The sequence below is a fragment of the Pseudomonas gingeri genome (assembly GCF_013385425.1).
Taxonomy (GTDB): Bacteria; Pseudomonadota; Gammaproteobacteria; order Pseudomonadales; family Pseudomonadaceae; genus Aquipseudomonas; species Aquipseudomonas gingeri_D.
Genome location: NZ_JACAQA010000011.1, coordinates 87,927 through 112,956 on the forward strand (window position 1 = coordinate 87,927; position 25,030 = coordinate 112,956).

Below are 25,030 nucleotides of genomic sequence, written 5' to 3' on the forward strand. Positions count from 1 at the left end.
CGATGTTAATTCCCCTGTTGCTCTGGTTGATCAGCCTGGTATTGCTGGGGCTGTCGATGCGTTTGTTCTACATCAGCCTGCGCAAGACCGGTCATGAACGGGTACTGAGCCGCCTGGGCCAAGGGCAGCCGGTCCTGGCGCCGACGACCCACACCACGAAGAACCACCTGGATCGGCTGTTTGTGCGCGCCGGCCTGAATCGCCCCGGCGAGCGGCAAGGCTTGTGGCTGGGGATCTGGGCGCTGCTGGTGGTGCTCGGCGCTGTGCAGGCCGCTGGCATGGGGCTGTTGCTGATGCTGGTACTGCCGCCCCTGGCCTTGCGTCTGTATCTGGCCTGGCGCTATCGGCGTCGTTTGCGGCGGATGGTCGAGCAACTGCCTTCGGCGCTTGATCACGCCGTGCGCAGTCTCAAGTCGGGGCGAACCCTGGCCGATGCGCTTATGGGCGGTGTCGAGGCCTCAACCGATCCGCTGCGCGAGGCCATGGGGCGGGTACGACGCAATGTCGAGCTGGGGGTCAGCCTGTCGGACGCCGTGCACGACTTTGCCCAATTCTATGAGCGCGACGAGTTCCGTTTCCTGGCCCTGGGCTTGAAGGTCAACCACCGGTATGGCGGCAACGCCAGCGAGTTGCTGGAAAACCTGATCAAGCTGATTCGCGAACGCGAGCAGGGTGACCGGCAACTGCGGGCGATGACCGGGGAAACCCGCATGACCGCCGTGGTGCTGGCGTTGCTGCCAGTGGGCATGGCGGGCTTCTTCCTGGTCTCCAACCCGGGCTACCTGATGCACATGTGGGAGGACAACAGTGGCCAGCATATGCTGCTGATGGCCTTCGGGTTACAGGTGTTCGGTTGCCTGGCGCTTTGGCGCATGTTGCGGAGCGTGTGAGATGACGATCCTGGCCAGTGCCCTGCTGCTCTTCGCCGCCTTGACCCTGGCGGCTGGCCAATGGATGCAGCGACGTCGGTGCAAGCGTGCCGTGACCCGGCGTCTGCAAGGTCATATGAGTCGCGACAACCGTTTCGGCAACCTGCTGCGTCGTTTGGGCGAATCCCGTTTCGGCCAGCACTTGATCAGCATGGATAACGAAACCCTGGTGCTGCTCAATCGTGTGGGTTGGCGCAAGGCCAGCCAGCGTTCGTTGTTTGCCGCCAGCCAGATCGCCACTCCGGTGCTGGCGCTGGGAATAGTGTCACTGCTGGAAGGGGTGCTCTTCCCTGACACCACCTCGCCCTGGATCGCGCCTTTCCTGGCCCTGGCCGGTGGCTATCTGTTTCCCAAGCGACTGTTGGTGGTGCTGGCTCGGCGTCGGCAGAAGCAGGTGGTCCAGGAGATATCGACCTTCATTCCGTTGCTGCGCATCCTGTTCGAGTCGGGCATGGCGGTGGAACAGGCCTTGCGGGTGCTCTCCCAGGAGGGCCGGGAGCTGCTGCCGGTGGTGACCGGGGAGCTGCGCCTGGTACTGGCGCGGGTCGATTCGGGGCTGGAGTTGGGAGAGGAGTTGAACAAGGTGGCCGGCCTGTTGGAGGTGGACGAGTTCGACGATATCTGCGTGATCCTCCATCAGTTGATCCACCAGGGCGGTGGGGCGATGAAGTCGTTGCTGGCCCTCAAGCAATTGCTCGATGACCGGCGCTTGACCCGTCAGCAGGAGTACATCTCCAAACTGTCGGCAAAGATGTCCGTGGTGATGATGGTGTTTCTGTTTCCAGCATTGTTGATTGTCCTGGCGGGGCCGGGTTTTACCGCCCTGGCCAAGGCGTTTGGCGCATCCTAGGGAGTGGTTGGATGAAGGTATTGATTGCCGCGGTGGCGTTTCTGACGCTGGCCGGTTGTGCCGGGGATGGTCGTGCGCCCTGGACCGCACTGATGGGGACCGGGGGCAGTTGCGCCAAACCGGACGCCGACCAGGAGTTGTCCCTGAACCTGGCCGATGACATGGCCAATGAGGGCAAGCTGCACGCCAGCCTGGCCAACCTGCAGAACCTGCCGGAAAGCCTCGACGCCGTGCGCTTGCGCAAGGCCCGGGTCTATCGGCAGTTGGGCCGTAGCGAAGCCGAGCCGCTGTATCGCAGCCTGCTCGGGACTTGCCTCGCGGCCGAAGGTGAGCATGGCCTCGGGCAACTGGCGGCGGCGCGCAACGACAACGGTCAGGCCATGGCGCATTTGCAGCGGGCGGCGCGCCTGGCGCCGACCGACGAGAAGATCCGCAACGACCTGGGGGTGGTCTATCTCAACCAATTGCGACTGGAGGATGCCCGTTTCGAGTTTCTTACCGCCATCGAACTCAAGCAGTCCGATCCCTTGGCGTCGGTGAACCTGGTGAGCTTGTTGCTTTATCAGGACAACTGGAGCCAGGCCGCTGAGCTGGTCACCCGGATGAACCTGAGCCCCGGGCAGTTCAGCGAGGCCCAGGCCCGGGCGCAGCAGCTCAAGAGCGGCGGCGGAGCGGGTAGCCGGCCCGCCAGTGACCGGGTGGCGGCAAGGGAAGAGGCGCCTGCCGCTGCGGCAAGCGTGCGTTGAATCGACATCAAGGAGGTCGGGATGAAACCATACAAACTCTGTGGCGTGGGGTGCCTGCTACTGTCGTTGGCGGTCCAGGCGGTAGAGCAGAGACCGTCTTCGCCCTATCAGAAGGAGACGGAAAACTGGTTGCAGCTACAGGTGGCGGGAAAGCAGCAGAGCTCGACGCCCCAGGTCGCCACGCCGAGCGAACGCGAGCAAAGCCTGCAACGCTGGCTGGACAGCTACAAACATCCGATTCCGGAATTTTTCAAGCAGGATGCCGGCGGGTCGTTGAAGAGCAATTAAGCGGACAGGATGCAAGCAGCAGGGCTTGGTGGCGATGGCGGCGGTGAATACAACATCGTTATCGCTGGCAAGCGGATGCCTGGCGGGATCAGTGCTCGGTGATCCCTCTGTGGCCGACCCTGGCGGGCGACAAGGCCAGTGCCAGTTGGGTGCGGTTGTGCATATGGGTCAGGCGCAGCACCTGGGACACATAGAGTTTCACCGTGTTTTCGGTAATGCCCAGCTCACAGGCGATCTGGTAGTTGGTCTGGCCCTTGCCCACCAGCCGCGCGACGTCCAGTTGGCGCGGCGATAGCTGGCTGACGATTTCGGGCAGGATCTGTACCGAGTCGGGATCGGCTTCCTCGCTGCTGTCGGCAGGCGAACCGCTCCGGATTCTGTTCAGGTCCTGGTACAGGTCGTCGATGGATTCGGCGAGGAACTGCAGCTTCTGGTTCAGATGCCCGAGGCTGTCGGTGCGTTTGCGCTCGGCGAGTGCCTTGTCCTGGCGATGGATGCCCTCGAGCAGTTCGTGCAGATCCACGGGCTTCTGGTAGTAGTCGGCGATACCGGCGCGCAACGCCTTGATCACGTCCTGCTTGTCGGCCCGTCCGGTGAGCATGATGGCCTCGAAAGCCCGATGTTTCCCGGCGATCTGTTGCAGCCGGCGCACCAGTTCGATGCCGTCCAGCTCCGGCATCTGCAGGTCGCAGAGCACCAGGCCGATCTCGCTGTCTTCGCTGAAACCTTCAAGCGCCTGCCGACTGGACAGGCAAGGGACGCAACGGTAGCCGTTGCTTTCGAGAAACTCGCAGATTTCTTCGACGATCGGTGGTTGGTCATCCACCACCAGTACTTTTACTTGTGAGACAAGCTTGTTCACGCGCGACTCCATGCTCTACCAGCCAATGACTACGAGCTCCTTGCCCACGCGCGCAGTTTCGCAGGGCTTGTTCCTCAAAAGTAGACGCACTTTGCCACTCTGTACATAGTGCTACTACTAAAGGGAGTTGATCGACATGCCAAGCAGGCCAATCAGCAGGAATGGCGCGAAAGGGCGTTTGCCCAAGGTTTCCGGGGCCAGGTGGTGCAGGCTTGCCTGCGTTCCTTGCCCCAGTAATGGCCACACTCGGGGGGCCAGCCAGTGCCAGAGCAGCATCGCGGCGCCGGCGCCGATAAAGGTGCCGAGCAGGGTCGACGGCTCGCTGGCCAGTGCCAGCGCCGACAACAGCTTGACGTCTGCGGCACCCATGCGTCGGGTGGCGTAGCCGGGCAAGGTCAGCAGCAGGGCCAGGAGCAAGGCGATGCCGCCCTGGGCGGCAGGCGCTCCCAGCCAGGTGCTGCCGGTCCAGAGCAGATAGATCAGGGCAAGCACCGCGCTGCCGAGGGTCAGGCCGTTGGCGATTTGCCGGTGGCGCAGGTCCTGGGTGGCACAGAGTGCGAACCAGGCCGCTAGGACAAGGCTGTGCATGGGCTAAAAAACGTCTCTTCCCGGCGAATGATTCTATGCTGATAGCAACGTGCAGTTGTCAGGGTAGACCTTGCCATGAGCCCCAGCCTCCCCCGAAAGCAAAAAGGCGCCGCCGCCATCGAGTTCGCCCTCGTGTTCCTGATTTTTTTCGCGGTGTTCTATGGCATGGTCAGCTACTGCCTGCCGCTGCTGATGGTGCAGTCGTTCCATGAAGCGACGGCCGAGGCCTTGCGCAGTAGCGTGGCGGTCGACCCGGTGGCGGCCGGAAGTGGCTATACCGCTCTGGTCCAGACCACCGCCGTCCAGGCGGCCGCCAACCGGTTGACCTGGATTCCCAGCAGCTTCAACTTCACCGCCGCCAACAATATTACGGCGCTCTACTCGGGCGGTATCCTGACGGTCACCATCACGTACCCGACATCCCAACTGCGTAATGTCCTGCCGTTTCTGGTGTTACCTGGCATCGGCACGGTGCCCAGCCTTCCCGCGAACCTGACGGTCATCTCGAGTCTGCAATTTTGAGCGCAGGGGACAAGCTGTTCGGGCGCTTGCTGGGGCGCGGCAGTGAGTCGCCGCCCGAGCCCATGCGCCACTTGCCCGCCCCGGCCTTCGGCTTGCTGCTGCGGCTCGATGACGAGGGCCGGGTCTTGAGCGTCGACGGTCCCTTGCGTCATGACCTGGCGCCGCAGGCGGCAGGCTGTGAGTTGCGTAACCTGTTGCTGCTCTCCAGTCGCTTGTCTGTCGAAGGCGTGCCGGCGGATTGGCTCGGCCAGAGCCTCGACCTGGACTTCAGTGGACCGGCCGGGCAAGTCCTGCATACCCGCGCCTGGGTCCAGCCCGGCAATCCCGGCTGGTGGTTGCAGGCCCTGGACATCGGCGACCTGCTTGAGCACAACCTGCGCTCATCGTTGCGTGAGCAGCTGCAGCAGGTCGCCGGGCAGATGAGCGAACAATTGCGCCTGTGCAGCCTGGCACGTCTGCCCCAGGTGCTGAACGAGCAGTTGCAGGGCCTGTCCCAGCGCTGGCGGATTCCCTGTGTTGCCCTGGCGCTGCTTGACGAACATCAACAGCAGTGGACGGTGCACAGTCAGTATCGGGCCCATGACGCTCCGGCCCTGTGGCAGACCGGCCAGGCCCTGGGCAGTGGCCTGGACAGCCTCAGCGGCATGGTGCCGCTGTACTTCAACGCGCAACAAGGCCTCAGTGAGCATCTGCGTCTGCAAGGGGTGATGGGCAACGCCGATGGCTTGCTTATTCCTTTTTGTGATGACCATGGGGTGGCGGCGTGGTTGCTCGCCGGTTTTTACCCGGCCCGTCAGCGCGCAACGCAGTTGGACGACCGTGACTGGCTGCAACTGGCAGCGGCCCTGGCGGCGCCGTTGCTGGCGCGCTTGCGCCAGCAGGTTCATCACCATCAACTGGAGCGCCTGGAGGTGCTGCAAGGTTTGTTGGGCACCGGCTGGTGGGAGTGGACGCCGTCCCTCGACGAACTGCAACTGGCCCCGCAACTGGTGCAGGAGTTGGGGCTTGAAGCGTTGCACGGGGTGGTGTCGCTGGAAGGTTGGCTGGGGTTGTTCCACGCCGCCGACCGCCAGGAACTGTCCAGCCGCATGTACGACTTGCAGCAGGGCAAGGCGCTGCTGCTCTGTGTCCGCCGGCATGCCGAGGACCCGCAGCAGGCCCCTCAGTGGTATCGCCTGCAGGGTCAGGTGCTGGGTGTTGGTGACAGCTTGCGGATCATTGGTTTCATGCTCGACATCAGTGACGTCAAGAATCAGGAGCAGGCCGCCGCCGCCGCCCATGCTCGGCTGGACAACCTGATTGCCAGCTCGCCGGCGGTGATCTATGTACAGCGTTATGTCGAGGGTGCCTTGCAGCCGGTGTTCTTCAGCGACAGCCTGTTGCCGCTGCTGGGCTGGACCCTGGCCGACTGTGCCGATGGCAGCCTGGCGCAGTGGATTCATCCCGAGGATCGCGACCGTTATTTCGAGCGTACCCGCCAGTTGCTGCGTGAAAGCAACGTCAGTTGCCGTTATCGGCTCCGGGACAAGGGCGGTGTCTATCACTGGATGCTGGATGAGGCCCGGCTGTTGCGTGATGACCTCGGCTTGCCGGTGGAAGCGGTGGGGCTGTGGCTGGACATCACGGAAGCGACCCTGGCCGCCGAGCAGATCGAGAAGAGCGAGGAGCGCTATCGCATCCTGGTGGAAGATTCGCCGGCGATGATCTGTCGTTACCGCCCGGACCTGACCCTGACCTTCGGCAACAAGCCGCTCGCGGTCTATCTGGAGTGTTCGCCCGAGCAATTGCCGGGGGCCAACCTGGGCAAATGGCTGTCGCCCGAGCAGCGCGCGGCGTTTGTCCAGCGTCTGTCCTTGCTGACTCCGGAGTTCCCGGTGAGTACGGCGGAAATCAGCCTGCAATTGCCCGGACGCGAGCATGCCTGGTGGGTCTGGTCGGATCGCGGGGTGTTTGACGCGCAAGGCCGACTGGTCGAGGTGCAGGCGGTGGGACGTGATAACACCGAGGTGCGGCGTTCCCAGCAGCAACTGACCCAGAGCGCGAAGATGGCCACCCTGGGGGAAATGGCTACCGGCCTGGCCCATGAGATCAACCAGCCGCTGAACGTCATGCGCATGGCCATCGTCAATGTGCTCAAGCGCCTGGGCAATGGCGATGTGCAGGTCGACTATTTGCAGGACAAGCTCAATCGCATCGACGCCCAGGTCCAGAGGGCGGCGCGGGTGGTCGATCATATGCGGGTGTTCGGCCGCCGTTCGGAAATCGAGCAGGCGCCGTTCAATCCGGCGCAGGCGGTGGAAGGCACCTTGTCGTTGCTCAGCGAGGGAATGAAGGGCAAGGGCGTGGAGCTGCGGGTGGCGCCCATCGGGTTCGAGGTGCAGGTGCGGGGTTTTGTCGACCAGTTGGAGCAGGTGCTGATCAACCTGATGGTCAATGCCCGGGATGCCTTGTTGAGCAAGCGTGAGAAGAACCGCGATTTCGAGCCCTGGATTGCGCTGACCGCCGAACGTGATGAGCGGGCGGTGCGTTTGTTTGTCGAGGATAACGGCGGCGGCATCGATCCGCGGTTGCTGGAGCGGATCTTCGAACCCTTCTTCACCACCAAGCCGATAGGCGTCGGCACCGGGTTGGGCTTGTCGGTGAGCTACGGGATTGTCGAGAACATGGGCGGGCGCCTCAGCGTACGCAATGGCGAGGCCGGGGCGCGGTTCTGTGTGGAACTGCCGATCGCTTCAGATCACCAGGTAGGCCTTGCCGGTCTGGCCGCAGGTGAGGTGGCCGTCGACGGAAATCTGTCCGACAGTGATCCCCAGCCCCGCCAATAGCGTGTTGATCAGGCTGTCCAGCAGGGGGCTGAGCAGGCCGCTCAGGGTTGAGGCCAGAGTGCTGATCACGCCGTTGAGGGTCGTCGTGAGGAGCGTGAAAACCGCTGTCAGGAGCGTTGGGGCGGTGTAAGTCGGTGGATAGGTCGTCAGCTGTATGCCATTGACGGATTGAGCCAGGCTGGCGATGGGATTGGACATCGACAGGGTGTAGGGCGGATAGGCGGGCGTTGGCGTCACATTGACATCGGGTGGATTGATAAAGGTATTGGTGCCGGTTGTTTGCAGCGCCGGGCTGCTGATCATCAGGGATGCGCCGCCGGCGGAAAAAGGTGCCGTTGCCGTGCCGATGGATACCAACGTGAAGGGTGTTACGGTCAGCGGTGTGGTGTTGGTCGCCCAGTCCGAATTGATATTGCCCACCCGCAGGTAGGCGGTATCGGTGGTGGCGCTGATGGACAGGCTTTTATTGGTGTCGCTGGCGCAGGTGTAGCCCGTGACATAGCTGCTGCCGCCACCGGCTTCAAGGCTGATGTCCAGGGTTGGATTGGGAAGTACATGCAGAGTCAGTCCCAGCAGTCCGGTACCGGCTGAAAGCAGCCCTGTCACTACACTCAATAAATTGGTCACCAATGACAGATCAAGGGTCACCAGTGTGCGGATCTGTGCCGTGCGCACATAGATGCCATTGGGGCCTGTCGGGTTGAGCGCGGCGAGGGCCGGGTTGCCGATCGCGGAGAACTGCGGTGCTTGAATCACCTTGGTCTGCACCGTCGCCCCCACTCCCAAGCCCAGCAGGCTGACGGGCAGATTCACCGCCAGGCCGTTCTGGTTATTGGCCACCTCGACAATCGCCTGGAGCAGTTGGAACAGCTGCAGATTGGCATTCAGTACCGAGGTCGGCGTGAGCGTCGACAGGTTGAGAAAACTCCCCAGTTTGATGCTTCCGGCCGTTTGCGCGGCGACTTTCAGGTTACCCAGCGCGGTCAGCACGTCGGCGCTCGCGCCATTGGCCTGGGAGACGGTGATAGCGGTCTGGATCAACTGCGTGACGGTGGCATTGGTGGCGAGCAATTGGGTGTAGTTACCGGCTGTCACGTTAAGGTCGATGGCCAGTTGCTGCAGGTAGCCGAGCAGGCTGATGTTGGTGCTGAGCAGGCCGTTCCAGCCGGCCGCGGTGATATTGATCGAACCGCCGAGCAAGGGCCCCATGACCCCGTTGAGCAGGTTCACATTGGCGACGGTGCTGCGGATGCTCAATTGCGCGGTGGGCGGCAAGGGCGTCGCGGCCACCGCCGTTGCAGTCAATTGGGTATTCGGATTGAAGGTGCCGGGCGACACCAGGGAGTAGATCCCGGCAGCGATGCTGGTGGGCACGGCATGGGTGGCGACTACCTTGATGGCCGAGGATTGCGTGGCATCCACGGCAAAGGTGCGCAGGTTATTGGCCCCGGTCACCAGGGTGCCGCAGGTCGTGGTCAAGGTGTTGCCGGTGCCGACCGTGAAGGCGTTGCGGCTGGCGCTTTGGGTCGCGTAGCTGGCGGCGCTCAGGCCGGGCAGGCAGGTCCCCGCGCGGCTCACCGCTTCCAGCGCCGAACCGTCGGCGATCCGTTGCAATTTGCGTTGTTCGAGGTAGAGCCGGCCGGTATCGACCACCACCACCATCAGGAGCAGGGCCAGGCCGAGGGTAAGGGCCGCCATCAGGCCAATCGCCCCGCGTTGCCCGGACGGGCCACGAAAACCGACGACGCGACCGGGGAAAGACATCGAGCACTCCCTTGCCGGCCGCTGGCCGAGCGCTTACTTTCCAGTGTTGTCTGCCAGTGTAGCCAAGGTTAGGCGATTCGATAGGGCCCCTGCAGGCGCCGTCGGTCGACGCGCTACAGGGGCGGGAATGTTGCGGCGAACGACTATTTCGGCGGATACGCGCTCATCAACTTGGCCACCGCCTGGTTGATCGCCGCGCTGCGCTCGGCGGGTGTCGAACCGTTGTTGACCATCTGTTCGGCGCTTCCACGCCAGACCAGCTTGCCGTCCTTGCCATCGAGCAGGTCGATCTGGATCGTCGCGACCTGATAGTCGACGCTACGGGTTTCGGTGTAGCCCGGGCCGCCCCAGAAACCGCCTTGCCAAGGGCCACCCCAACCGCCGCCGTAGCTGGTGCTCACCTGCTGCTGGCGGTTGTCGACGATCAGGTACGCCTGGACCTTCACATCGGCCTTGCCGCCGGCCATGACCGGGCGCAAGCCGCGCTGGTCCAACTGCTCGCCGACCGCCTGGCGAATCCGCTGTTCGGTGAGGTCGCTCTTGATTCGCGGATCGTCGGGTCGGTACTGCAACGCGGGTTCTTTCCAGCTCCAGCTGCGGTAGCCGGCGAAGTCGCGACTGGCGTCGAAGTCATGGTTGACCCGGGTGGTTTCGCAGGCGCTGAGCAGCACGGCAAAAACCACTAAAGCGAGACGGCGGAACATGATTTTTCTCCGGAGGGGGTCTAGCTGGGTGGATAGCTGGCCAGGGCTTTGCTCACGGCCTCGCGCAAGGCATCCGCGCGTTCGAGCTGATTGCCCTGGGTGCCGGTTTCGGCGCTGGCGCTCCAGACCGGTTGGCCGGTGCCGGCGTCGAACAGGCTGATACGCACCACGAGCACTTGCACCTCGTAGGTGCGCACGATCGGGGCGCTGGGGTACATGCCATAGCGGTAGCCATAAGGGCCGCCGGCATAACCGTAGTCTTCCTGGACCTGGCGCAGGCGTTTCTCCACATGCAGGTCGGCGCTGACCCGCAGGTCCGGCGGTGCCGTATCGCGGCGTGGCCGCAAGCCCTGCTGTTCGAGGGCATTGCCGACCACTTCGGCCAACTGCGCCGGATCGGCCCAGGTGGTGCCGGCGGGCAGCCGGTCATTGCTCCAGGCCCAGGTTCGGTAGCGTCCATAGTCGCGTGGTGGCGCCGGGTAGGCGCTCAGGTCCGGGCCATGGGCGACCTGCGCCGGGGCCGGCGGCAGGGGCATGGAACTGCTGGTGTAGGGGTTGTTGCTCTGGCAGGCAGCCATCCCCAGGCACAGCGCTAGCAGACAAAAACGGCGACTCATTGCATCCTCCGTATTCAGACCGGACGGCAGATCCAGTGCAGGTAACGTCCCAGTCCGGCAAAACCGGGATGGCGACGGTGGGCCAGTTCCATTTCCAGCAGGTCCGCCAGGGTGGCGCGGGCCTGGAATTCAACCGGCATGTAGTCGTGGAAAACCCGCACGCCGCTCTGGGTTTCGATCCGCCACAGACCTTCAAGTTGCGCCGCCAATTCCCGTGGATCAAGGGGTTGTTGCGGGGTCAGGCTCTGCTTTTCGCCGGCCATGTCGTTCTTGCGCATCTTGCGGAAATGGCCCTTGAGCAAGTTGCGATAGATCAGTGCATCGCGGTTGTAGAAGGCCAGGGACAGCCAGCCATCGGGCTTGCACAGCTGGTGCAGCACCGGCAGGATTGCATGGGGTTCGGCCAGCCATTCAAGCACGGCGTGGCAGAGCACCAGGTCATAGGGTTCGGTGAGCTGGCCGAGCAGTTCCTGCCACGGTGCCTGGATAAAGGTCGCGTTTTGTCCGGCCTCGGCAAAGCGCAGGCGTGCGCCCTCGAGCATCGGTTCGGCGGGTTCGGCGAGGGTCACCTGATGACCGCGTTCGGCCAGCCACAATGACATATGGCCCAGGCCCGCGCCGATATCCAGCACCCGCAACGGGCGCTGCGGCAGGCTCTCGGTCAGGTCGGCCTGGAGCACGGCGAGGCGGATCGCGCCCTTGGCCCCGCCGTAGATTTTTTCGGCGAAACGGGTCGCCAACTGGTCGAAATGACGGTCGCTCATTGGGCGAAGCGCCGTTCGCTGTCGGCCAGCTTGGCGCGGACCACTTCGTTCATGTCCAACCCCAGTTCGCTGCACAGCAGGAGCAGGTAGAGGACGATATCGCCGACTTCCTGTCCGGCATGGGCGAGCTTTTCCGGTGGCAACTGGCGCGATTGATCCTCGCTGAGCCATTGGAAAATCTCCACCAGTTCGGCCATCTCCACGCTGGCGGCCATGGCCAGGTTTTTCGGGCTGTGGAAAGTTTTCCAGTCGTTGCGATCGCGGATGCCGTGCAGGCGTTGGGTCAGTTCGTCGAGGTTCATGCGGGTGTTCTCCTTCAAGGCGTCTAGCTTCCGGTGGATAAGAACGGGAAGCAAGGGCCTTGCTGTAGGGATAACACCAGGAGCCGATGAAATATTCGTCAGGTCGGCCAGGCGAGCGCTGCTTAGCCGCGATCAGCGGCGCCTTCCACGACGTTTGTGGAGCCGATGAAGTTCTTCTCGTTGCTGACGGATCGTGACGAGCACACCGCGCATTTCGCGGTGGCGCTTGCTGTTGACTAGCAAAAGTCCCAGTAACGGCAACAGCAAAGCGCTCACATAGGCGCCCAAATGCGGCCTGTAGCCGAAGGTAGAAAGGACTGCAAGAAAGCCAAGCAGATAGAATCCCACGATGATAGAAATGCCCCACTTGCGCCCTCTGATCATGGCAAAGTGGCTAAACGCCAAAAGCAATCCCAGAACCAGTGCGGCCAGAAAAGCATAGCGAGCCCGCTCGGGGTCACCGCGAAAGTAACTACTGGACACCAATGAAATGGCGCCGCCAAGCGAAAAGCAAGCGAGAAAAAAAGCACAGATAAACGTTGGAAAATAACGAGCCAAAAACGCACTCAATGAGTCTTGGTGGTCCATCATTCAAGGCCCTCATACAAGCCAAGCGCGAGCGTTCGTATATTTCCGGACAAGGCACTGCTTGTAAAACCCATGGTTGCGCCCAAGGCGTCACGAATTTGAGTCACTGTGGCGTGATTGATCTCGGTCGCTGTATAGCGTTTGACCAACGCCCCTGAACGCTGGCGAAGCTTCAACAGCTTATTACTCAAACGAGGGTCTTTCAGACTGAGCAGTTCTTTAGTCAGTGCGCTTCTCTGTTGGCGAGTCAGACCTTTTGACAACTCGTACCAACTTCTGCCGGTCGACGCCTTTCTGGCCTGCAACAACCTCAGTGTTGTCAGGGTAGAAGCACCTGCTCCCAGCAAGGAGGCGGCATCCAATACTGGCATTGCGTAGCGATACCATTCCTCATTATCCATGGCATCGTTAGCAGCAGGGTCGTTGAGTTCGTAATAGGTCCTCGCAACACCCACCACGCATTGCACAGTACTGGCAGTGGCGGCTGTCGCACCAATACTGGCAACTGCCAGACTCGCGCCCGCGGTAAACGGAACTGCGACGGTCCCACTAAACGCCGCAGTCCATCCAAGAATGGCGCCGGCACACGACAAAGAGGTATTGATCACCTCCATCACCAGTCGCGACTCCCGTGGCTGCGTCTCCAGCGACCGGACAAACTCCAACGGTGCTATATGCCTGGGCGCCTCACGCAATACGACCTTCTTCGGCACGATGCTGCAAATCACCCGGAACTCCCGCAGCGTCACCACCGTGAAGTCACTTTCGATGTACACCACGCCAGCACCGGCAATCGTCGGATCCATATCAATGGCTCGGAACAGTCGTGGCAAATCGACTTTGCTCTCCACACGTTGACGAGCATTGTTGTGCGCGTTGGGCACACCGCTTTTTAAAAATTCGGAAATCATCCCGGCCCCTCCCTGACCTGTTATCACGATCAGGGAGCATAAGCAGCTCAATCATCCGAAAATGTAGGACTTGCGAGTTAATAAAGCAGGTCATTTCCCTTTCACTACTCAACACCTTGCTCAAGGCACGCGCTTACGAAGAAAGTGCCTTCCGGCGCCAATCCGGCGTGAATCAATGACAGGGAGTGGGTATGGCAACCGATATGTTTTTAAAGCTGGGTGATATCAAAGGTGAATCCAAAGACCAGCAACATCGGGATGAGATCGACATAAAATCGATTCAATGGGGCATGAACCAGTCCGGCTCCATGCACACCGGTAGCGGCGGCGGCTCGGGTAAGGTCAGTATCAACAATCTGTCTTTCGGCAAGTCCATGGATAAATCGTCGCCCAACCTGATGGCGGCCTGCTCCAGCGGAAAGCACTATCCCGAGGCGACGCTCACCGTACGCAAGGCCGGTGGCACCAACCCGGTTGAATATCTGGTGATCACACTGAAGGAAGTCATGGTGGCGTCCTACTCTACCGGCGGCGACCAGGGCGCAGACACCTTGCATGAGGATGTATCGCTGAATTTCGCCAAGGTCGAGGTCAGCTATCAGCCGCAAAAAGCCGATGGCGGCAAGGACGGCGGCGCTATCAAGTACGGCTGGAATATTCGTGAGAACGTAAAGATTTAACAGCTGTTGGCCACGTTGCAGGGCATCTTTGGGAGAGCCGAATTCCTGATCACCGATCTCATTTTCAGATGCAGTGGATGGGCCTGACTTCTCACATAGCTCTACCTACAACTCAACAGTTTCAGCACGGCAACATGACTCAGGTTACCGTGCTGAATTGACTTTACAGTCATTTAGACAACGGTCTCTACTCCGGTATTAGAGTCTCCACCTGGAGCGATAGAGGTCAATCTACCATTGCGCACAGCCTCCATTGTCCTCGTCTCGACCACTTTCCAAATGTCATATCCATCACGCAGCAGCAAGGCAGCGCCCTGAATGAAATGGCTCAAGTCTTCGTCGTCGATTTTTCTGAGGGACATGCAGGACAGACTATCGATCATGTCCTTGCCGGCGCGCATGCGCTCGCTGCCATAGGCATGCAAATCCACGATCGAAGCGTGGGTGTTGATGAAGAGAATATGACGGTTAGTGCAGGTCGGAGTTAGCGGTAGGTAGCCCATCTGAAATTCCTTCTCGGTGGCGCTGACACCTTTCGCGGCCAAGCGAAGACGGGTGGCAGCTGTACGCGGGTTGGCCGACCGGGGAAAAGGACCCGGCACACCCGAAGGTGTCCCACGCACAGCCGCCATTACACGAATGTGCGGGCACAAAAAAGGCGCCTGCAATTCGGATGGTGGGCGCCTGTGCGCCTTTTCTCATCGACCGGCCAAGGTCTAGTCGTTGAATTGGCAACGACGATCCGATCATAGACGTCAGGGCGGGCAAAGCGCAACCGCCCCTCAAGCAGGGGGTTGTATCTTCAGATGTCCGTCGGTCAGTAAGGGGGGCAGATCAGGAAGAATAGAGATACGAAGAAAAAAACGAGGGTAGGGGATGCGACGTTCCGATGAGAGCGGTCTGTCAGGTGATAGGTCGCCAACGACCGCTCAGATGTTCCAGTCCCTTGGCACCGGACAATTTGAACGCGCCGTTCGAGCCCGGTGCACTGACCCACAGGCCGACTTCGCCGGGCAGGCGTACCGGTCTTCTGAACGCCACCTCGATCTCGATATTGGCGCTCGGCAGGTGCTCGCGCAGGGCCGCGAGGATCCGGGCCTTGTTCCACAGGCCATGGGCAATGGGCCGGGGGAAACCGAACAGGCGGGCGCTCAGGGCCGTCAGGTGGATCGGGTTGTAGTCGCCGGAAACCCTGGCGTAGCGCCGACCGATATCCACCGGAACCTGCCAGTGCGTCAGCTCGGTCAAGGGCGGGACCGGGGCCTTGGTTTTCCGTGGTGGCTTGGCGTCCAGGGTGACGCCCCGGCAGAGCAGCCGGCTTTCGGCCTCCCAAAGCGGCCCGAGGGCATCGTCGATCTCGGTGAGCAGATCGAAGGTCGCGCCCTGGACATGAGGCTGCAGGTTACGCACCTGCACACCGATCCGCAGATTGCCCATGCCGCCCAGGGGCCGCAGCAGGCGGATACGGTTGTTCAGGTGAACCAGGCCCGGCAGCGGAAAGGGAAACTCCTTGGCCGTCAGCAACTGCAGTTGCAGGGGCAAGGCCAGCACATGGGGATAGGTCGCCGGCATCGGGCTGCCCTCGGCAAAGCCGCAGACCCGGCGATAAGCGGCCAGGCGCCGTTCATCGACGGTCACCCAACTGCGTAGCCCCTGGTCAGGCAAGTGTTGGCCCGCGATGATGCGTCGTGTCGCGGCGCGCAGGTACAGCGCGGGCAAGCTCGGCGCGGCGGTCAGGTATTGCCAGTTCACGGGCATGAGCAGTCGCTTTGTTTGTGGGAAAAAACTTTCATGTTTATAGGCTGTATCTCGCACAGAATAGGGTTTATTCGTTGCGCCGTGTTGCTTTGGTGCTAGAAGCGAACCGCTGTCGGGCGCTGATGGCCCGCGGCATTGTCAGAAACGATGGCTTGGCCTAAGGTCGCAGCCTGAAAGCTGTCTTGCGATACAAGGTCTATTCATGCCGACTAACGGACAACGTGGTCCCCAACGACAGATTCCGCAGCTGGCGTCCCTGCCGCGCCCGTTGTATGCCCGGGCCGAGAGCCTGAGTGCCGGGTCGTGGACGCCACGTCACCGGCATGACTGGGTGCAGTTTTCCTATGCCATCAGCGGGGTGCTGGGGGTGCATACCGCCGAGGGCAGCTTCTTTGCGCCGCCGCAATGGGGTGTCTGGATTCCGGCGGGGCTGGAGCATGAGGTGGTGACCTCGATGCGCGCGGAAATGCGCAGCCTGTATGTGCGCCGCGAGGATTGCCAGTGGGCACCGTCGCGTTGCCGGGTGCTGGAGGTCACGCCGCTGGCCCGGGAGCTGATCAAGAGTTTCTGCCTGTTGCCGGCCGATTATCCCGAGCAGGGCGGCAGCGAGGGGCGTTTGGTGCAGGTGTTGCTGGATCAGTTGGCGGGGCTGCCGGAGGTGGGGTTTTCGCTACCGCTGCCGCGTCATTCGCGCTTGCTCGACTTGTGCAACGAGTTGATTGAAAACCCGGAGCTGGGGGTGACCCTGGGGCAGTGGGCCGAGCGCCTGGGCATGTCGGAAAAAACCTTGATGCGGTTGTTTCAGCGTGAGACCGGCTTGAGTTTTCGGGGCTGGCGCCAGCGTGCCCGATTGCTCTCGTCGCTGGGGACGTTGGAGGCGGGGGACAGCGTGACCCGGGCCGCGCTGTCCTGTGGTTATGACTCGACGTCGGCGTTTATCGCCGCGTTCAAGGGCTTGTTCGGTTATACGCCGGGAGAACTGTTCCGCCACTGAGTACCGCAACAGACTCAAGAACACCACCCACCTGTAGGAGCAGGGCTTGCCCGCGAAGCTTTTGGCGGCCTCAAGGGCCTCTTCGCTGGCAAGCCAGGCTCCTACAGGTTATGCGGCGTGCTCAAGATCTGATCAGGTCCGGAAGCGCTTGACCAACGCATCCAGCTCACTGGACAGCCCCGCCAGACCCTGGGAATCGAGCCGCGCTGAGTTCGCCAGTTCCGCCACCAACTGCGCATCGCCATGGATCTGGCTGATATGCCGGTTGATGTCTTCGGCCACGTGGTGCTGTTCTTCCGCCGCCGTGGCGATCTGGGTGTTCATGTCGCGGATCACGTCCACCGACTCGCGGATCTGCCCGAAACTGGTGCGTGCCAGGCCGATACGGTTCACCGATTCCTGCGATACCTCAAGGCTGGCGTGCATCTGTTGGGCGACCTGACTGGTGCGCTTGGCCAGATTGCCCAGCAGGCCGTCGATCTCCGCCGTGGAGTCGGCGGTGCGCTTGGCCAGGGCCCGCACTTCGTCGGCGACCACCGCAAAACCACGGCCTTGCTCACCGGCCCGGGCCGCTTCGATGGCGGCGTTGAGTGCCAGCAGGTTGGTCTGCTCGGCGATCGAGCGGATGGTGCCGAGAATCGACTGGATATTGTTGCTGTCGGTCTCCAATTGCTGCATCGACTGGGCCGACTGGGAAATTTCATGGCTCAACTGGTCGACGCTGCTCACCGCCGCATCGATCTGTTGCTGGCCTTCGCGGGCCTGGCGCTGGCCGCTGTCGGCCGATTCGGCGGCCTGGCTGCAGGAGCGGGCGACTTCGTTGGCGGTGGCGACCATCTCGTGGAAGGCGGTCGACACCATATCCACCGCTTCGCGCTGGCGCCCGGCGGCGTCGGCCATGTCCCCGGAGACCCGGGTGGAATTACGCGACGAATCGAGAATCTTGTTCGCCGACTGACCGATGTGCTGGATCAGGCTGCGGATCGCACCAAGGAACTGGTTGAACCAGTTCGCCAGTTGCGCGGTTTCGTCGCTGCCACGGATCTGCAGGTTCTGGGTCAGGTCGCCTTCACCCTGGGCGATGCCTTCCAGGCCGCTGGCCACGCTGCGGATCGGCCGCACGATAAGGCTGGCGAAGCTGGCGCCGACAATGGCGAAGATCACCGCGAGCACGGCGGCGATGATTGCCACCAGCCAGGTCAACTGGTTGGCCGAGGCCATCACTTCGCTTTGTTTGATCAGACCGATAAAGGTCCAACCCAACTGCTCGGACGGCCAGACATTGGCCATGTAGTGTTCGCCGTTGATATCGACTTCCACCAGGCCCTTGCCGGCCTTGGCCAGGTCCGCATAACCGCTGCCGAGACTGCCCAGGGCCTTGAAGTTGTGCTCAGGCTGCTTGGGGTCCACCAGCAGGTTGCCACTGTTCTCCATCAGCATCAGGTAGCCGCTTTCACCGAGCTTGATCTGCTTGACGATCTCGGTGAGCTGCTTGAGGGTCACGTCGACACCGATGACACCACCCTGGGAGCCCAGCTTGTTGTCCACGGTGCGCACGGTACCGATCATCACGGCGTCGTCGGCAGCCCAGTAGTAGGCGGAGGTCCGCAGGGTCTTGCCGGGATTGGCGATCGCGGTCTTGTACCAGGGACGGACACGTGGGTCGTAGCTGGCCAGTTTCGGGTCGGCTGGGGTGGAGACGTAGCCGCCGTTGCCAACGCCGTAGGACACATAGGAATAGGCCGGATGGGCCAGTCTCATGCCCTCAAGCAGGTCGTAGATCTGTTTGTCCTGCTCGTTGAGAGGCGTTTGCGCTGCATCGGCGCTCATGTAGCTCTTGAGCACACCATCGGAATTTTTTATCAGCGGCTGGGTTGTCAGGTATTCGACGTTCTGGCTGACGCCGTCAAAAAACAGCTGCATGGCGTTGCTGACCTGGCGGATCTCCCGGCCACTGCCATCGACAAAGTTGCTGCGGGCTTCACTGCGCAGGTTCAGTACCACCAGGGTGGCAACCAGCACCACCGGCAAACAGGCGACGATTGCAAACGCCCAGGTCAACTTTTGCTTGATGTTCATCCGCGCTCCAGATTTTTCTTGTAGACCCCAGACGTGCTGATCACGTGTGGTCGGTATAGGGCAGCTGTGAAAGTGGTGCCGAAAATCCGTTTCGCTGGCGGCGTAATGATTGTCCGACAAAAACGCCTTTGTCCTAGAGCGCTTCGGCCGGCGCGGAAAAAAGTTGAGGTACAGGGCGAATATTCTGATTTTTTCTGAGCATCAGGCTGTCGGCCTCGGTCAGAAAAGGCAAGGTGCTGCGTGAACAATAGCTTGATAATCGTCAGCTATTCTTTGGAGTCGCGGCTTTCATCTGTCCGGTTCGTCGGAATAATCTGGCACATTGAGTGCATTGGAGAGTATTCGAGGTCGGCATCCTCTCCCCGCTGTGAGAGGATTGCCGTATAACGAGTGACATTCGCGTGTTTGGCAATAAAGGACCCACAATAAAAGCTGATGAAGACTCCAAAACGCATTGAACCCCTGATCGAGGACGGTCTGGTCGACGAGGTGCTGCGCCCACTCATGAGTGGCAAAGAGGCAGCGGTTTATGTGGTGCGCTGTGGCAACGAGCTACGTTGCGCCAAGGTCTACAAGGAGGCGAATAAACGAAGTTTTCGTCAGGCGGCCGAGTATCAGGAAGGCCGCAAGGTGCGTAACAGCCGGCAGGCCCGCGCCATGGCCAAGGGCTCCAAGTTCGGTCGCAAGGAGACCGAGGACGCTTGGCAGAACGCGGAAGTGGCGGCGTTGTTCCGTCTGGCCAGCGCTGGCGTACGGGTGCCCAAGCCGTTCGACTTCCTGGAAGGCGTGCTGCTGATGGAGTTGGTGGCGGACGAGTACGGCGATGCCGCACCGCGCCTCAACGATGTGGTGCTGGAGCCGGATCAGGCGCGCGAGTATCACGCGTTCCTGATTTCCCAGATCGTCCTGATGTTGTGTACCGGTCTGGTGCACGGTGACCTGTCGGAGTTCAACGTGCTGTTGACGCCACAGGGCCCGGTGATCATCGACCTGCCCCAGGCGGTGGATGCGGCGGGCAACAACCACGCCTTCAGCATGCTGGAGCGGGACGTCGGCAACATGGCCTCGTACTTCGGGCGTTTCGCTCCGGAGCTGCGGGACACCCGTTATGCCAAGGAAATGTGGGCGTTGTTCGAAGCCGGCACCTTGCATCCGGGCAGCATTCTGACGGGTGAGTTCGACGATCCGGAAGAACTGGCGGATGTCGGCAGCGTGATGCGCGAGATCGAAGCGGCACGTTTCGAGGAGGAGCGCCGGCAGGCAATCCGCGCGGCGGATGACAAACCGCCGAGCAAGGCTGAAGAGCCGCCTCCGCCGTGGATGCAGCAGTGATCGCTTGAATGAAGAATCCGGCCTCGGCCGGATTTTTTAATGGCAGCAACCGCCCGATGCCAGGTCCTTGAGGATCGGGCAATCGGGCCGCTGGTCGCCGTGGCAGTGCTCCACCAGGTCCTGCAAGGTGTCGCGCAGGCTGGCCAGTTCTTCGATCTTGCGGCTCAATTCCTCGATATGCTGGCGGGCCAGGGCCTTGACGTCGGCACTGGCGCGCTGGCGGTCCTGCCAGAGGGTCAGCAGCTTGCCGACTTCCTCCAGGGAGAAACCCAGGTCCCGGGAACGTTTGATAAAGGCCAGGGTGTGCAAGTCCTGCGCACTGTACACACGGTAGCCGCTGTCCGTGCGGCTGGCGGCCTTGAGCAGGCCGATGGACTCGTAATAACGGATCATCTTCGCGCTCAGGCCGCTCTGGCGGGCTGCTTGGCCGATATTCATGACAACTCCTTCAGTCGAGGTCTTTGGGTTTCCAGGTCTTGAGCAGCAAGGCATTGCTTACCACGCTGACACTGGACAAGGCCATGGCCGCACCGGCCAGTACCGGATTGAGCAGGCCGAAGGCGGCCAGGGGAATGCCGATCAGGTTATAGACGAAGGCCCAGAACAGATTCTGGCGGATTTTCCCATAGGTCTTGCGGCTGATCTCCAGCGCAGCCGGCACCAGTCGCGGATCGCCGCGCATCAGGGTGATGCCCGCCGCGTGCATGGCGACATCGGTGCCGCCACCCATGGCAATGCCGATATCGGCGGCGGCCAGTGCCGGGGCGTCGTTGATGCCGTCGCCGACCATTGCCACCACACCGTTGCGCTTCAACTCGGCGACGATGGCGGCCTTGTCCGCCGGCAGCACCTGGGCGTGAACATCGTCGATACCCAGGGCCTCGGCGACCACCCTGGCGCTGCCACGGTTGTCGCCGGTCAGCAGGTGGCAGCTGATCTGCCGGGCCTTGAGCTGTGCGATGGCTTGCAGGGCGCCGTGCTTGAGGGTGTCACCGAAGGCGAACAGGCCAAGCACCCGTGGTTGCGGGCTTTGTTCGATCAACCAGGACAAGGTCCGACCTTCGGCTTCCCAGGCGCTCGCGGACTCGGCCAATGCGCCTGCGTTCAGGCCGCTTTCATCCAGCAGGCGCTGATTGCCCAGGGCCAGGGCGCGTTCGCCGAGGCGCCCGGCGATACCGCGTCCACTCAGCGCCCGGCTGTCACTGACATCCGCCAGGACCAGGCCGCGTTCCGCGCAAGCGTCCAGCACCGCCTTGGCCAGGGGATGCTCGCTGCCGCGCTGGAGGGCGCCGGCCAGTTGCAACGCGTTGTCGTCGTCACCGGCCGTGGTGATCAGGTGGGCGATGCGCGGTGCGCCGGAAGTCAGGGTGCCGGTCTTGTCGAAGACCACGGCGCTGACTTCATGGGCGCGCTCCAGGGCCTCGGCGTCCTTGATCAGAATGCCATGGCGCGCGGCCACGCCGGTGCCGGCCATGATCGCCGTCGGAGTCGCCAGGCCCAGGGCGCAGGGGCAGGCAATCACCAGCACCGCCACCGCATTGATCAGCGCGGTCTCCAGCGGCGCGCCGTGCAGCCACCAGCCGATCAGCGTCGCCAGGGCCAGCAACAGAACGGTCGGGACAAACACCTGGCTGACCTTGTCCACCAGTTTCTGGATCGGCGCCTTGCCGGCCTGGGCGTCTTCCACCAGGCGGATGATCCGCGCCAGTACGGTCTCGGCACCCAGCGCCCGGGTTTTCACCAGCAACCGCCCTTCGCCGTTGATGGCCCCGCCAGTGACCGGGTCGCCGGGCTGCTTGGGCACCGGCAGGCTTTCGCCGCTGATCAGGGCTTCATCGGCGTGGCTGCGGCCCTCGACCACTTCGCCGTCCACCGGAAAGCGTTCGCCGGGTTTGACCAGTACCAGGTCATCGAGACGCAGGGCACTGATGGCCACGTCCTGCTCGCGGCCGTCGATCACCTGGATCGCCCGCTCCGGACGCAAGGCTTCCAGGGCGCGGATGGCGCTGGCGGTCTGGCGCTTGGCGCGGCTTTCCAGGTATTTGCCGAGCAGCACCAGGGCGATCACCACCGCCGAGGCTTCGAAGTACAGATGGGGCATGCTGCCGGGCGCGGCGTTGGCCCACTGATACAGGCTCAGGCCATAACCGGCGCTGGTGCCGAGGGCGACCAGCAGGTCCATATTGCCGGCCCCGGCCTTGACGGCTTTCCAGGCGGCGACATAGAAGCGCGCGCCGAAGATGAACTGTACCGGCGTGGCCAGGGCCCATTGCAGCCAGGCCGGAAGCATCCAGTGGTAACCCAGCGGTTGGGCCAGCATCGGCACCACCAGCGGCAGGGCCAGGGCGATCGCCAGCAGCAGGGACAGGCGTTCGCGGTGCAGGCGTCGTTGCTGGTCCTGGGCGACGGCGGCCTCGCTTTGCCGCAGGCTGGCGCGGTAGCCGGCGCCGGTGACCGCGGCGATCAGCACGCTGGAGTCGACTTGGCCCAGCAGATCCAGATGGGCCCGTTCGCTGGCCAGGTTGACACTCACGTTCTGCACGCCGGACACCTTGCTCAAGGCCCGCTCGACCCGGCCGGCGCAGGAAGCGCAGGTCATACCGCCGATCTCCAGTTCCAGGCTGTGGGTGGGCACGCTGTAACCGGCCTGCTCGACGGCGCGCAGCAGCGCCGGCAGGCTATCGGCGGGGGCCTGGACGCGGGCCTGTTCGGTGGCGAGGTTGACGCTGACGGCACTGGCGCCGGCGACCTTGCTCAGGGCGCGTTCGACACGGCCGGCGCAACTGGCGCAGGTCATGCCGGCGATCGGCAGGTCGAAGAGGGTGGAGGCGAGCATGGGCAATACTCCTGGAGAAGTTGCCCCAAGGATCAACCTTGCCCCCTTGGCAAGGTCAAGCCCTTATTGATAACCCAGCGGTGCCTGTTTCAGGCGCAGGCCTTCCGGGCCGCCGACGATGGAGAACTTGCGCACATCGCCGCCGTTGAGTTTGATCACCTGCTCGGGGGTGGTCAGCATGCCGGCTTCGCAGCCTGGGGTCTGTCCGGGCAGGAATTTCAAGCGGATCGAGACATTGCCTGGCGGCAGGTTGAAGGAGCTGGACTGCTCCTGGAAGAGACGGCCGGACAGTTGATCCTGCAGATAGATGCCGATCTCGCAGGAAGTGGAGACTTCCAGGCGCTCGCGCGAAATGATCAGGACGGCATAGTTCTCTCCGGCCGCACTGGCGAAAGGGCTCGCACCGAAAATGCTGAGAAGGCCGAACAGGCTGAATGCTGACCAGCGCATGGCTGAATCTCCTACGGTTTGATCGTCGATGCCGAAGCTTGGCGCAGGCTTGCGTTAAATGCCAGCCCGGCAGTGTCGTCAGGAACTTGACCTTGCCACGGTGGCAAGCTTGAGACTGCCCATATTCCCCCATGAAAGGAGCTGTGTCATGCAAGTCTTCAATGTCCAGGGTATGTCCTGCGGTCACTGTGTACGGGCCATTACCCAGGCGGTCCAGGCCCGCGATCCGGCGGCCGAGGTGCGGGTCGACCTGGCGACGAAGGAAGTCGGTGTCAGCAGCCGGCTGTCGGCGGAGGAAGTGCTCAGCGCCATCAGCGAAGAAGGTTATGAGGCGAAGCTGGCCGGTTGACGCGGATTCGGTTTTTTTAATAGTTAGCGACCTATCAGATTGTTCAAGGCCTCCTCGCGCCGCTAGACTAGGCGCCCGCGTCGATCCTCTCTGGACACCTGATGAACCTGCGAACCATCCTGATTCTTGGCGCCCTGAGCGCCTTCGCGCCCCTGGCCATCGACTTCTACCTGCCGGGCTTTCCGGCCATGGCTACTGCCTTCGGGACCGATGAAAAACATATCCAGCTGACCCTGGCGGTGTATTTCCTCGGCCTTTCCATCGGCCAGTTGGCCTACGGGCCAGTAGCCGATCGTTTCGGTCGGCGGGTGCCATTGCTGGTGGGGGTGGCGCTGTTCACCGTCGCGTCCCTGGCCTGTTCCTTTGCCCCGAGCCTGGACTGGTTGATTGCCGCGCGTTTCGTCCAGGCCCTGGGCGGCTGCGCCGGGATGGTGATTTCCCGGGCGGTGGTCAGCGACAAATGCGACGCGGTGGGGTCGGCCAAGGTCTTCTCACAGCTGATGCTGGTGGTGGGACTGGCACCGATCCTGGCGCCGATGCTCGGCGGCGTGCTGGTCAACCTCTATGGCTGGCATTCGATTTTTGTCGCCCTGACGATCTTCAGTGCCCTGGCGGCCATCGCTGTGATTCTCGGCCTGCCCGAGAGCCTGCCGGCCAATCAGCCACGTCCGCCGTTGTCGGGGGCGCTGCGCCAATACGGCCGCTTGCTGGGCGACCGCCTGTTCCTCGGCCACGCCCTGACCGGCGGCATCGCGATTGCCGGGATGTTTGCCTATATCGCCGGTTCGCCGTTCGTGTTCATCAAGCTTTATGGCGTACCGGCCGAGCACTACGGCTGGTTGTTCGGCACCAACGCCGCGGGCTTCATCCTGACCGCGCAGGTCAATGCGCGCCTGCTGGCCAAGCGTGGCCCGGCCTTTCTGCTGGTCCGCGCGGTGTGGGTCTACCTGGTGGCCGGCCTGACGCTGCTGGCGATCAGCAGCCTGCACCCGCAACAGCTGTGGCCGTTGCTGGTGCCGCTGTTCATCTGTATTTCCAGCCTGGGCTGTATTTTGCCCAATGCTTCGGCCTGTGCCATGAACGGCCAGGGCGCGCGCGCCGGCAGCGCATCGGCAACCCTGGGTTGCCTGCAGTTCGGCGTGGCGGCCGCCGCCGCCTCATTGGTCGGCGTGTTGCACGATGGCAGCGCCGTGCCGATGGCCCTGGTCATCAGCTTGTGCGGTGTGCTGGTGGTCACGCTGGCCATGTCGACTCGCCGCGTACACAACGCACGAGTCATCCAGGGCTAGGTT

26 protein-coding genes and 1 pseudogene are annotated in these 25,030 nt (G+C 62.5%); 11 read left to right on the forward strand and 16 right to left on the reverse strand.

Translation table 11 applies throughout. The annotated features are described in order from the left end of the window. Positions 1-2: 2 nt before the first annotated feature. From HX830_RS16800 to HX830_RS16815, 4 genes are read left to right on the forward strand one after another with little or no spacing between them, the layout of a single operon-like run. Positions 3-890, forward strand: coding sequence for a type II secretion system F family protein (locus HX830_RS16800; protein ID WP_177101336.1), 888 nt, complete (start codon positions 3-5; stop codon positions 888-890). A gap of 1 nt (position 891) precedes the next feature. After that, positions 892-1,779 (forward strand): type II secretion system F family protein, encoded by an 888-nt coding sequence (locus HX830_RS16805; protein ID WP_177101338.1) that lies wholly within the window; start codon positions 892-894, stop codon positions 1,777-1,779. A gap of 11 nt (positions 1,780-1,790) precedes the next feature. Then, positions 1,791-2,525, forward strand: coding sequence for a tetratricopeptide repeat protein (locus tag HX830_RS16810; RefSeq protein ID WP_177101340.1), 735 nt, complete (start codon positions 1,791-1,793; stop codon positions 2,523-2,525). 21 nt (positions 2,526-2,546) lie between these two features. Then, complete coding sequence (locus tag HX830_RS16815) at positions 2,547-2,813, forward strand: DUF3613 domain-containing protein (RefSeq protein WP_177101342.1); 267 nt, start codon at positions 2,547-2,549, stop codon at positions 2,811-2,813. A gap of 88 nt (positions 2,814-2,901) precedes the next feature. Here HX830_RS16815 and HX830_RS16820 read toward each other — a convergent pair whose 3' ends face one another. Beyond that, complete coding sequence (locus HX830_RS16820) at positions 2,902-3,675, reverse strand: response regulator transcription factor (protein ID WP_177101344.1); 774 nt, start codon at positions 3,673-3,675, stop codon at positions 2,902-2,904. Between the two features lie 117 nt (positions 3,676-3,792). Beyond that, positions 3,793-4,263, reverse strand: coding sequence for a prepilin peptidase (locus HX830_RS16825; RefSeq protein WP_177101346.1), 471 nt, complete (start codon positions 4,261-4,263; stop codon positions 3,793-3,795). Positions 4,264-4,338: 75 nt separating this feature from the next. Between HX830_RS16825 and HX830_RS16830 the strand changes: the two genes are divergently transcribed. Together HX830_RS16830 and HX830_RS16835 are read left to right on the forward strand one after the other, a co-directional pair. Then, positions 4,339-4,785: a TadE/TadG family type IV pilus assembly protein gene (locus HX830_RS16830; protein ID WP_103497756.1), complete on the forward strand. Its 447-nt coding sequence runs from the start codon at positions 4,339-4,341 to the stop codon at positions 4,783-4,785. Next, complete coding sequence (locus HX830_RS16835) at positions 4,782-7,610, forward strand: PAS domain-containing sensor histidine kinase (RefSeq protein ID WP_177101348.1); 2,829 nt, start codon at positions 4,782-4,784, stop codon at positions 7,608-7,610. Before HX830_RS16830 ends, HX830_RS16835 begins: the two co-directional genes overlap by 4 nt. On the opposite strand, the gene HX830_RS16840 is transcribed toward HX830_RS16835, so the two are convergent. The 7 genes from HX830_RS16840 to HX830_RS32735 form a co-directional block, all read right to left on the reverse strand. Continuing rightward, positions 7,518-9,374, reverse strand: coding sequence for a pilus assembly protein TadG-related protein (locus tag HX830_RS16840; RefSeq protein WP_177101350.1), 1,857 nt, complete (start codon positions 9,372-9,374; stop codon positions 7,518-7,520). The two genes, HX830_RS16835 and HX830_RS16840, sit on opposite strands and share 93 nt — an antisense overlap. Positions 9,375-9,517: 143 nt before the next feature. After that, positions 9,518-10,078 (reverse strand): DUF4136 domain-containing protein, encoded by a 561-nt coding sequence (locus HX830_RS16845; RefSeq protein ID WP_177101352.1) that lies wholly within the window; start codon positions 10,076-10,078, stop codon positions 9,518-9,520. 20 nt (positions 10,079-10,098) lie between these two features. Continuing rightward, the gene (locus HX830_RS16850) at positions 10,099-10,695 is read right to left on the reverse strand and encodes a DUF4136 domain-containing protein (RefSeq protein WP_103497749.1); all 597 of its coding nucleotides are present in this window, start codon (positions 10,693-10,695) and stop codon (positions 10,099-10,101) included. A gap of 14 nt (positions 10,696-10,709) precedes the next feature. Then, positions 10,710-11,459, reverse strand: coding sequence for a methyltransferase domain-containing protein (locus HX830_RS16855; RefSeq protein WP_152741607.1), 750 nt, complete (start codon positions 11,457-11,459; stop codon positions 10,710-10,712). Then, positions 11,456-11,761 (reverse strand): MazG-like family protein, encoded by a 306-nt coding sequence (locus HX830_RS16860; protein WP_100944316.1) that lies wholly within the window; start codon positions 11,759-11,761, stop codon positions 11,456-11,458. Before HX830_RS16860 ends, HX830_RS16855 begins: the two co-directional genes overlap by 4 nt. A 132-nt stretch (positions 11,762-11,893) precedes the next feature. Next, positions 11,894-12,352, reverse strand: coding sequence for a hypothetical protein (locus tag HX830_RS16865; protein ID WP_256350535.1), 459 nt, complete (start codon positions 12,350-12,352; stop codon positions 11,894-11,896). Continuing rightward, positions 12,349-13,260 (reverse strand): NAD synthetase, encoded by a 912-nt coding sequence (locus HX830_RS32735; RefSeq protein ID WP_256350536.1) that lies wholly within the window; start codon positions 13,258-13,260, stop codon positions 12,349-12,351. Before HX830_RS32735 ends, HX830_RS16865 begins: the two co-directional genes overlap by 4 nt. Positions 13,261-13,451: 191 nt before the next feature. On the opposite strand from HX830_RS32735, the gene HX830_RS16875 reads away from it, so the two are divergent. Beyond that, a complete protein-coding gene (locus HX830_RS16875; protein WP_177101356.1) occupies positions 13,452-13,940 on the forward strand; it encodes an Hcp family type VI secretion system effector in 489 nt (162 codons plus the stop codon). A 173-nt stretch (positions 13,941-14,113) separates the two neighbouring features. Here HX830_RS16875 and HX830_RS16880 read toward each other — a convergent pair whose 3' ends face one another. Both HX830_RS16880 and HX830_RS16885 read right to left on the reverse strand, forming a co-directional pair. Further along, positions 14,114-14,443: a hypothetical protein gene (locus tag HX830_RS16880; RefSeq protein WP_152741611.1), complete on the reverse strand. Its 330-nt coding sequence runs from the start codon at positions 14,441-14,443 to the stop codon at positions 14,114-14,116. 400 nt (positions 14,444-14,843) lie between these two features. After that, positions 14,844-15,698, reverse strand: a complete 855-nt coding sequence (locus tag HX830_RS16885) for a MaoC family dehydratase (protein ID WP_152741612.1) — start codon at positions 15,696-15,698, stop codon at positions 14,844-14,846. 202 nt (positions 15,699-15,900) lie between these two features. On the opposite strand from HX830_RS16885, the gene HX830_RS16890 reads away from it, so the two are divergent. Then, on the forward strand, positions 15,901-16,692 hold the full coding sequence (locus tag HX830_RS16890; RefSeq protein ID WP_103497744.1) for an AraC family transcriptional regulator: 792 nt from the start codon (positions 15,901-15,903) through the stop codon (positions 16,690-16,692). A gap of 132 nt (positions 16,693-16,824) precedes the next feature. Here the strand turns inward: HX830_RS16890 and HX830_RS32535 are convergent, their stop codons facing one another. Both HX830_RS32535 and HX830_RS32540 read right to left on the reverse strand, forming a co-directional pair. Further along, positions 16,825-17,592 carry a methyl-accepting chemotaxis protein gene (locus tag HX830_RS32535; RefSeq protein ID WP_370868300.1) on the reverse strand — a complete coding sequence of 256 codons (768 nt, stop codon included), beginning with the start codon at positions 17,590-17,592 and terminating at the stop codon, positions 16,825-16,827. A 90-nt stretch (positions 17,593-17,682) separates the two neighbouring features. Further along, positions 17,683-18,771 (reverse strand): annotated as a pseudogene (locus HX830_RS32540) (cache domain-containing protein); the annotation flags it as partial. A gap of 435 nt (positions 18,772-19,206) precedes the next feature. Between HX830_RS32540 and HX830_RS16900 the strand changes: the two are divergent. After that, the gene (locus HX830_RS16900) at positions 19,207-20,103 is read left to right on the forward strand and encodes a PA4780 family RIO1-like protein kinase (RefSeq protein WP_100944321.1); all 897 of its coding nucleotides are present in this window, start codon (positions 19,207-19,209) and stop codon (positions 20,101-20,103) included. Between the two features lie 36 nt (positions 20,104-20,139). Here HX830_RS16900 and cueR read toward each other — a convergent pair whose 3' ends face one another. From cueR to HX830_RS16915, 3 genes are all read right to left on the reverse strand, one after another. Beyond that, a complete protein-coding gene (gene cueR, locus HX830_RS16905; RefSeq protein ID WP_177101360.1) occupies positions 20,140-20,541 on the reverse strand; it encodes a Cu(I)-responsive transcriptional regulator in 402 nt (133 codons plus the stop codon). 10 nt (positions 20,542-20,551) lie between these two features. Next, positions 20,552-22,939 (reverse strand): heavy metal translocating P-type ATPase, encoded by a 2,388-nt coding sequence (locus tag HX830_RS16910; RefSeq protein ID WP_177101362.1) that lies wholly within the window; start codon positions 22,937-22,939, stop codon positions 20,552-20,554. A 63-nt stretch (positions 22,940-23,002) separates the two neighbouring features. Continuing rightward, positions 23,003-23,389 carry a hypothetical protein gene (locus tag HX830_RS16915; RefSeq protein WP_103496997.1) on the reverse strand — a complete coding sequence of 129 codons (387 nt, stop codon included), beginning with the start codon at positions 23,387-23,389 and terminating at the stop codon, positions 23,003-23,005. Positions 23,390-23,537: 148 nt separating this feature from the next. Here HX830_RS16915 and HX830_RS16920 point away from each other — a divergent pair, with 148 nt between their 5' ends. After that, the gene (locus HX830_RS16920) at positions 23,538-23,738 is read left to right on the forward strand and encodes a heavy-metal-associated domain-containing protein (RefSeq protein WP_103496996.1); all 201 of its coding nucleotides are present in this window, start codon (positions 23,538-23,540) and stop codon (positions 23,736-23,738) included. Between the two features lie 101 nt (positions 23,739-23,839). Beyond that, entirely contained in the window at positions 23,840-25,027 is a 1,188-nt protein-coding gene (locus HX830_RS16925; protein ID WP_152741617.1) for a multidrug effflux MFS transporter, read from the forward strand. The last annotated feature ends 3 nt before the right edge of the window (positions 25,028-25,030 follow it).

Coding starts and splice junctions, on each gene's coding strand:
- HX830_RS16800 (WP_177101336.1), top strand. CDS start 3: ATGTTAATTCCCCTGTTGCTCTGGTTGATCAGCCTGGTATTGCTGGGG.
- HX830_RS16805 (WP_177101338.1), top strand. CDS start 892: ATGACGATCCTGGCCAGTGCCCTGCTGCTCTTCGCCGCCTTGACCCTG.
- HX830_RS16810 (WP_177101340.1), top strand. CDS start 1,791: ATGAAGGTATTGATTGCCGCGGTGGCGTTTCTGACGCTGGCCGGTTGT.
- HX830_RS16815 (WP_177101342.1), top strand. CDS start 2,547: ATGAAACCATACAAACTCTGTGGCGTGGGGTGCCTGCTACTGTCGTTG.
- HX830_RS16825 (WP_177101346.1), bottom strand. CDS start 4,263: ATGCACAGCCTTGTCCTAGCGGCCTGGTTCGCACTCTGTGCCACCCAG.
- HX830_RS16830 (WP_103497756.1), top strand. CDS start 4,339: ATGAGCCCCAGCCTCCCCCGAAAGCAAAAAGGCGCCGCCGCCATCGAG.
- HX830_RS16840 (WP_177101350.1), bottom strand. CDS start 9,374: ATGTCTTTCCCCGGTCGCGTCGTCGGTTTTCGTGGCCCGTCCGGGCAA.
- HX830_RS16845 (WP_177101352.1), bottom strand. CDS start 10,078: ATGTTCCGCCGTCTCGCTTTAGTGGTTTTTGCCGTGCTGCTCAGCGCC.
- HX830_RS16850 (WP_103497749.1), bottom strand. CDS start 10,695: ATGAGTCGCCGTTTTTGTCTGCTAGCGCTGTGCCTGGGGATGGCTGCC.
- HX830_RS16855 (WP_152741607.1), bottom strand. CDS start 11,459: ATGAGCGACCGTCATTTCGACCAGTTGGCGACCCGTTTCGCCGAAAAA.
- HX830_RS16860 (WP_100944316.1), bottom strand. CDS start 11,761: ATGAACCTCGACGAACTGACCCAACGCCTGCACGGCATCCGCGATCGC.
- HX830_RS16865 (WP_256350535.1), bottom strand. CDS start 12,352: ATGATGGACCACCAAGACTCATTGAGTGCGTTTTTGGCTCGTTATTTT.
- HX830_RS32735 (WP_256350536.1), bottom strand. CDS start 13,260: ATGATTTCCGAATTTTTAAAAAGCGGTGTGCCCAACGCGCACAACAAT.
- HX830_RS16875 (WP_177101356.1), top strand. CDS start 13,452: ATGGCAACCGATATGTTTTTAAAGCTGGGTGATATCAAAGGTGAATCC.
- HX830_RS16880 (WP_152741611.1), bottom strand. CDS start 14,443: ATGGGCTACCTACCGCTAACTCCGACCTGCACTAACCGTCATATTCTC.
- HX830_RS16885 (WP_152741612.1), bottom strand. CDS start 15,698: ATGCCCGTGAACTGGCAATACCTGACCGCCGCGCCGAGCTTGCCCGCG.
- HX830_RS16890 (WP_103497744.1), top strand. CDS start 15,901: ATGCCGACTAACGGACAACGTGGTCCCCAACGACAGATTCCGCAGCTG.
- HX830_RS32535 (WP_370868300.1), bottom strand. CDS start 17,592: ATGGCCGACGCCGCCGGGCGCCAGCGCGAAGCGGTGGATATGGTGTCG.
- HX830_RS16900 (WP_100944321.1), top strand. CDS start 19,207: ATGAAGACTCCAAAACGCATTGAACCCCTGATCGAGGACGGTCTGGTC.
- cueR (WP_177101360.1), bottom strand. CDS start 20,541: ATGAATATCGGCCAAGCAGCCCGCCAGAGCGGCCTGAGCGCGAAGATG.
- HX830_RS16910 (WP_177101362.1), bottom strand. CDS start 22,939: ATGCTCGCCTCCACCCTCTTCGACCTGCCGATCGCCGGCATGACCTGC.
- HX830_RS16915 (WP_103496997.1), bottom strand. CDS start 23,389: ATGCGCTGGTCAGCATTCAGCCTGTTCGGCCTTCTCAGCATTTTCGGT.
- HX830_RS16920 (WP_103496996.1), top strand. CDS start 23,538: ATGCAAGTCTTCAATGTCCAGGGTATGTCCTGCGGTCACTGTGTACGG.
- HX830_RS16925 (WP_152741617.1), top strand. CDS start 23,840: ATGAACCTGCGAACCATCCTGATTCTTGGCGCCCTGAGCGCCTTCGCG.